7 protein-coding genes and 1 pseudogene are annotated in these 5,426 nt (G+C 47.6%); 5 read left to right on the forward strand and 3 right to left on the reverse strand.

Going from position 1 to position 5,426, the window contains the following annotated elements:
• The 3 genes and pseudogenes from BLU70_RS13930 to BLU70_RS13935 form a co-directional block, all read right to left on the reverse strand.
• Positions 1-684 (reverse strand): annotated as a pseudogene (locus BLU70_RS13930) (hypothetical protein); the annotation flags it as partial.
• A 208-nt stretch (positions 685-892) separates the two neighbouring features.
• Entirely contained in the window at positions 893-1,042 is a 150-nt protein-coding gene (locus BLU70_RS14680; RefSeq protein WP_176780925.1) for a hypothetical protein, read from the reverse strand.
• A 6-nt stretch (positions 1,043-1,048) separates the two neighbouring features.
• Positions 1,049-1,258, reverse strand: coding sequence for a helix-turn-helix domain-containing protein (locus tag BLU70_RS13935; RefSeq protein ID WP_074693960.1), 210 nt, complete (start codon positions 1,256-1,258; stop codon positions 1,049-1,051).
• A gap of 177 nt (positions 1,259-1,435) precedes the next feature.
• On the opposite strand from BLU70_RS13935, the gene BLU70_RS13940 reads away from it, so the two are divergent.
• From BLU70_RS13940 to BLU70_RS13965, 5 genes are all read left to right on the forward strand, one after another.
• Positions 1,436-1,798: a helix-turn-helix domain-containing protein gene (locus BLU70_RS13940; protein ID WP_176780926.1), complete on the forward strand. Its 363-nt coding sequence runs from the start codon at positions 1,436-1,438 to the stop codon at positions 1,796-1,798.
• 78 nt (positions 1,799-1,876) lie between these two features.
• Positions 1,877-2,347, forward strand: coding sequence for an ImmA/IrrE family metallo-endopeptidase (locus BLU70_RS13945; protein WP_074693949.1), 471 nt, complete (start codon positions 1,877-1,879; stop codon positions 2,345-2,347).
• Positions 2,348-2,403: 56 nt separating this feature from the next.
• On the forward strand, positions 2,404-2,997 hold the full coding sequence (locus tag BLU70_RS13950) for a restriction endonuclease (protein WP_074693952.1): 594 nt from the start codon (positions 2,404-2,406) through the stop codon (positions 2,995-2,997).
• Between the two features lie 362 nt (positions 2,998-3,359).
• Complete coding sequence (locus tag BLU70_RS13955) at positions 3,360-3,647, forward strand: AbrB/MazE/SpoVT family DNA-binding domain-containing protein (protein ID WP_074693954.1); 288 nt, start codon at positions 3,360-3,362, stop codon at positions 3,645-3,647.
• 276 nt (positions 3,648-3,923) lie between these two features.
• On the forward strand, positions 3,924-5,360 hold the full coding sequence (locus BLU70_RS13965; RefSeq protein ID WP_176780927.1) for a recombinase family protein: 1,437 nt from the start codon (positions 3,924-3,926) through the stop codon (positions 5,358-5,360).
• The last annotated feature ends 66 nt before the right edge of the window (positions 5,361-5,426 follow it).

The raw sequence follows: 5,426 nt of genomic DNA on the forward strand, positions 1-5,426 counted from the left end.
GTTTTTGAGCGCGGCTACTCTTATCGCTCGTTTCACCAACTCGACATCCATACCAATACCAGGTTCCGAGTATGCGGCCATAAGTTCCACCTGCATGGGATTTGGAGATTTTCCCAACAACCGGTTCAACTCCAGAGATATCTCCTCGCGCGCACGCGCGCTTTCACCACCACTCAGTGTTTTGGTTTGGTTATGTTGTGTCTGGTTAGGTAGCCCCGCAACCTGCGCATTACGTTCGCGTAACGTAACAGATTCGTGCGCATTACGTTCGCGTAACGTAACAGATTCGTGCGCATTCTCCGTATGTACATTCCTGTGACGTTCACGAGATCGACGCATTCGTTCTGCATTTTGAGCTCGCTTTTCAACCAGCCTTCCTGCGTAGTCCATCCAGTCATGGATATGGAAGCGCTTTGCTTCATCGTTTCCGTATGCGTCCACAAACCCGACATCGACTAGAACCGAGAGGAACCGTTCTGGATCCCCCTCCCACATAGCGGCGTCGGCAATATCCATCGAATCAAATTCGGATAAATTCCCATCTTTAGCATAATCGAGTGCCCACCACCAAAGAAACTGCAAATGCCCTACCGCCGCCGGCAATGTAATTCCTAGAAGCCGCGCAAGTTTCTTTGTTTTCGGGTGACGACCCAGTTCTTGATGCGACTCAATCCACAAAAGCATCAGCCCTTCTTTCTGTTAGATGATTTCGCTTTTTCTACGACTTTCGACAATGTGAACACGCAAAAAGATGAAAATGAGTTCTATATGAGAAACTCTATAGTGTTGACGGCGATCCAGTTTCTCAATACACTGGTCGTATCGTTGTTTTGCATGCGCCTCTCACGTTTTGGGCGCTTTTTTTGTTTGGAAGCTTGTCCACTCCGGCAGGTCAATGCTCAGCACCTGCCCTGGCCTGCTCAATCTTGCGCCGGATGATATTCACGGCTACACGTTTACAAGCCTCATGGAAGCGCTCCAGCGCCTCTGGCGATGGTTCGTTGACGCATACAACCCGCAACGGTTCATCCTTCTTTGTCATGTTCATTCACTCCCCCTTTGCAGCATCGTATGATTCATCCTCACTGTCCGGTTCCTCAAAGAAGCGAGTCCAATCGAACTGAAGTTGATCAGCGATCCGTTTAGCTACATCGATACTTGGTGTTCGAACGCCCATTTCTATCTGGCAATAGTACGGTCTTTTAATTATAGATTTTTTTGCAACTTCTTCTTGTCTGAGACCATGAGACAATCTCATATGGATAAGCCAATATCTCTTCAATGACTTCCCCTCCCTATAGTAGCGAATCGCTACTTTTATTTTTGATTTTATGTGTCTAATCGCTACATGTCAATATTATGTGTACTTTATCGCGACATCAATATATTTTGTAGCGCACTGCTACTACACTTACGGTGAAAGGCAGTGGTTCTATTGAATTTGGGTGAACGGATGGCATTTATCCGCAAGAAAAAAGGATTAACACAGCAAGATGTTGCCGACAAACTAGGAATTAGTCGGGGTACATATGCTCATTACGAAATAAACAAGCGCGAACCCGATTTAGATATGTTGAAAAGAATCGCTAGTGTATTAGGTGTGACCATAAGCCATCTTATTGGAGATGACCCCCCCTCTGTGTCATCTGAGGAGTCCGAGTTTTTGGAATGGGTTAGGAGTAATCTTGAGGATGTCTTTTTCTATGAATTTCATGGTTCGCCCGAAGAAATGAAACAAGAACTCATGGACACTTTGAGAGCTTTATGGAAGATAAAGAAAAAACGCCGAAATGTTTAGTTTCCCTATGTTAACTTGAAATCCTATCCATATCTATGTACAATACGAACGAATGTTCGGATTAAGGGGACATGGATTATGGATATACCCGCACTGATTCAAAACTTGTATCTATCACATGGAATTTGCCGACCAGAACATATTGACCTCGACTATACAGCCGCAAAGCTTGGCTTCGAGGTACATTACATTCCTCGTCGTTCATGCTGTCTCAAGCTCGCAGGCAAATATGAATTAATTGTGGATAAGCGTCAAAATCGATCAGTTCAACGAGTGCACCTTGCCCATGAGATGGGTCACGCGATTCTCCATACAGGGGATCAAACCGAAATAGTGATGTGGGGGAGATTACGTCAGGAATATCAGGCTCGCAATTTTGCTTTCGAAGCACTCGCGCCATCATTTATGTTGCAGTCCATTTCTGTGCTCTCTGAAAGCCTCAGTAGCCTCTCTGAGCGCTTTAATGTGCCTGTGGAATGGATGTATGAACGTCTTTCCTCATGTCCTGTGGCGGTCGCAGAAGAAAAATCGGAATTCGTTGCGTTATGACTCTAACTCTGGATTACATGAGGAAGCGATAGACCATCAAGTAGGAGATGTGATTAATGAGATTAACTTTCCCTCATAGTATTTATTGGATGATCATTTCTATGCTGTCCCTTACTATCGTTAGTAAATCAATTTCTGTCATAAGCAAGGGAGCTGCAAAATCGAAAAGTAACAAACAAAAAACAAGCGTGAAAGGCAATCACCGGACATCTTCAACAAGGCGGCATGATACTGAAATTTTGAAATCTTCTATTGATAGTTTGACATGGGCGGAGTTTGAAAGACTCTTGGCATTGTATTTTCGCGACCACGGATATTATGTGGAAGAAACAGGTATAGGAGGGAACGATGGAGGTGTAGATTTGGTTATTGTTGATAAAAGAACCAAGGAGAGAACCGCTATACAAGCAAAACACTGGAACGATCATCGTCATGTTGGCCCCAATATCATTCGCGAACTGCACTCTGCACGAATGAATACGAAACCAGCCTGTCATTATGCCATGCTAATAACATCTTCTGATGTAACCCACCAAGCGCGGGTAGAAGCACGGGAAAGGCGAATTGAATTCTGGCATGGTGCTATGCTGCAATATAAACTGCAACAGTGGGACAAATGGAAGGGTAATCGACAAAAACGTTATAAATGAGGTCAACGTGCAGGCAGCATTGTATACTCGAGTACCTATGAACACCCAAGTGGCGGGTGCAGTGGGGATTTCTTATTTCTGACGAATGGTCGGGGTATCGGTGGGGACTGTCAAGGTGCTCGCGGTTTGATGGTTACCAAAATCGATCCATGGAAAATTCTTCATCAGGAACACCAAGCACGCAAATTCGCGTTTGACGCTCTCGTGCCGTCTTTCATATTGTTCGGTATACCTTTAGATTTCCAAAGTCTCTATAGTCTTTCCGAACGCTTTACATCAATCGCAATGGTTCTTCGAAAAGGCCTTGGAGTATAATACAGTATGACTTTCTGATTTTCTAACTTCTTATGGAGGGATGTTGTATGGAGACTGTGCGCATTAAGCGAAAAGCGCAAGTCACTATTCCTAAGTCCATTCTCGAATCGCTACAACTGCATGAAAATGATCTGCTCGAAGCGCGTGTAGAGAACGGAGCCATTGTGCTAATACCGGCAGTGGCCGTGCCAAGGGATCAAGCATGGTACTGGACTGAAGAATGGCAACGTGAAGAACGTGAAGTTGATCGAGAGATTAAACAGGGAGGAACAGAGCCACTAAATGTCGAGGAGGCAATAAAGGTTCTGGATGATTTGATTAAGGATGAAGAGTGAATTTACGCTTAAATACTCAAAACGATTCTTAAAAAACTTCTCAAAGCTCGACCGGCTGTCTCAACTGATTATACGTGAGTCGATACAGATATTAGCCCGCGATCCGAGTCATGTAAGTCTCCGAACGAAACGTATACGCGGTACACGCTCAGTATGGGAGTCCTCCGCAAACATGGACTTGCGTATCACATGGGAGTATGAGGGCAACGGTACGATTTATTTGCGCAACTGCGGCCATCATGATCGAACTCTCAGTAATCCATAAGGATGATGGATTTGCGAACTGCAATATATACACGGGTATCGACGGATGTACAGGCGGAAGAAGGCTTCTCGCTGGATGCTCAACTCGCCCGACTACGATCCTACTGCGAAAGCCAAGGATGGACGATTGCAGCCGTCTATACCGATGAAGGTGTATCAGCTAAGACTATGGATCGTCCAGAGCTTCAGCGCCTGCTTGCAGACATGCGTCAACGAAAGTTCGATGTCGTCTTGGTCTACCGTCTCGACCGCCTCACGCGCACGGTGCGCGACCTCGATGATCTACTGCAAGAGTTTGACCGTCACGGCGTGGGTTTCAAGAGCGCGACGGAGGTATTCGACACAACCACTGCCATTGGCCGTCTATTCATCACCATTGTCGCGGCGTTGGCTCAATGGGAGCGCGAGAACCTGGGCGAGCGCACGCGCTTAGGCCTCGTGGAAGCGACTAAACAAGGCCACTGGTCAGGCGGACGATCTGCGTTCGGCTATGATTATGTGGACGGGCGCCTGGTGCCAAACGAAATCGAAGCGCCGGTGGTGCGGGAGATATTTCGCAGATATGTATCCGGCGAGGGCTCAGTGAAACTCCTACAATGGCTGAATAACCCCGATAACCCGCAGCCCGCGCCGAACAAACGATGGACACAGTGGAGCCTCAAATATTTGCTGCGCAATCCCCTATATGCAGGCTATGTGCGGTTTGGATATCGAGATCGCAGTGGCCACCGTCAGCAGCATGTCACAATTGCCCGCGGTCAGCACGAGGCGATTATCGACGAGGATACGTGGGCGGCGGCGGAACGCATGAGAGAGCGTAGACGAGCTGTACCTGGTCAGACCACGCTGGGCAGCTATTCACTCACAGGGCTCCTATTCTGCAGCCAATGCGGAGCGCGAATGTCCGGCATCACGAAGTATCGGCGATCCAAGGCTGAAGGACGCCCGTATCGATCATATATCTGTCAGGAACGCATGCATAGTCGCTTATGTAGGATGCCTCAGATTCGCGAGGAGAAGCTAGAGTCTGCGGTACTTGACGCCATTGAGCAATATTACCATGACCTATCGAATAGTGCCGGGTCACTGATCGAGACAGCGCAGCCTAAAGACGATGAGAGGGCAATGATCGACGCCCAGCTATCGAGCCTCGAGGCGCGCCGTAAACGTTGGATGGATGCGTTCGAGGCGGGAGCTATCGACACGATGCAGCTGCGCGACCGGTTGCAGAAACTCAACGACCAGGAGTCGGCGCTGCGAAAAAAGCTCGATTCCGCTCGTCCACAGGAGGCAGAAGTACACTTCGATGAGATGCTGCCTGTTCTCGCCCGCTTTCGAGATATGTGGGAATATGCATCGCCCGATGAACGTCGAGACCTTCTACGATACATTGTGCAGCGCATTGATGTACAACCAGACGGACAGATTCAAGTCACTTTCATCCACTAATCCCCCTTAAAAACCGCATTATCAGGCCAAAAATACATGTGGTCACTCAGGGTATCACGTGTTCGC

The organism is Alicyclobacillus hesperidum, assembly GCF_900107035.1.
Lineage (GTDB): Bacteria > Bacillota > Bacilli > Alicyclobacillales > Alicyclobacillaceae > Alicyclobacillus > Alicyclobacillus hesperidum.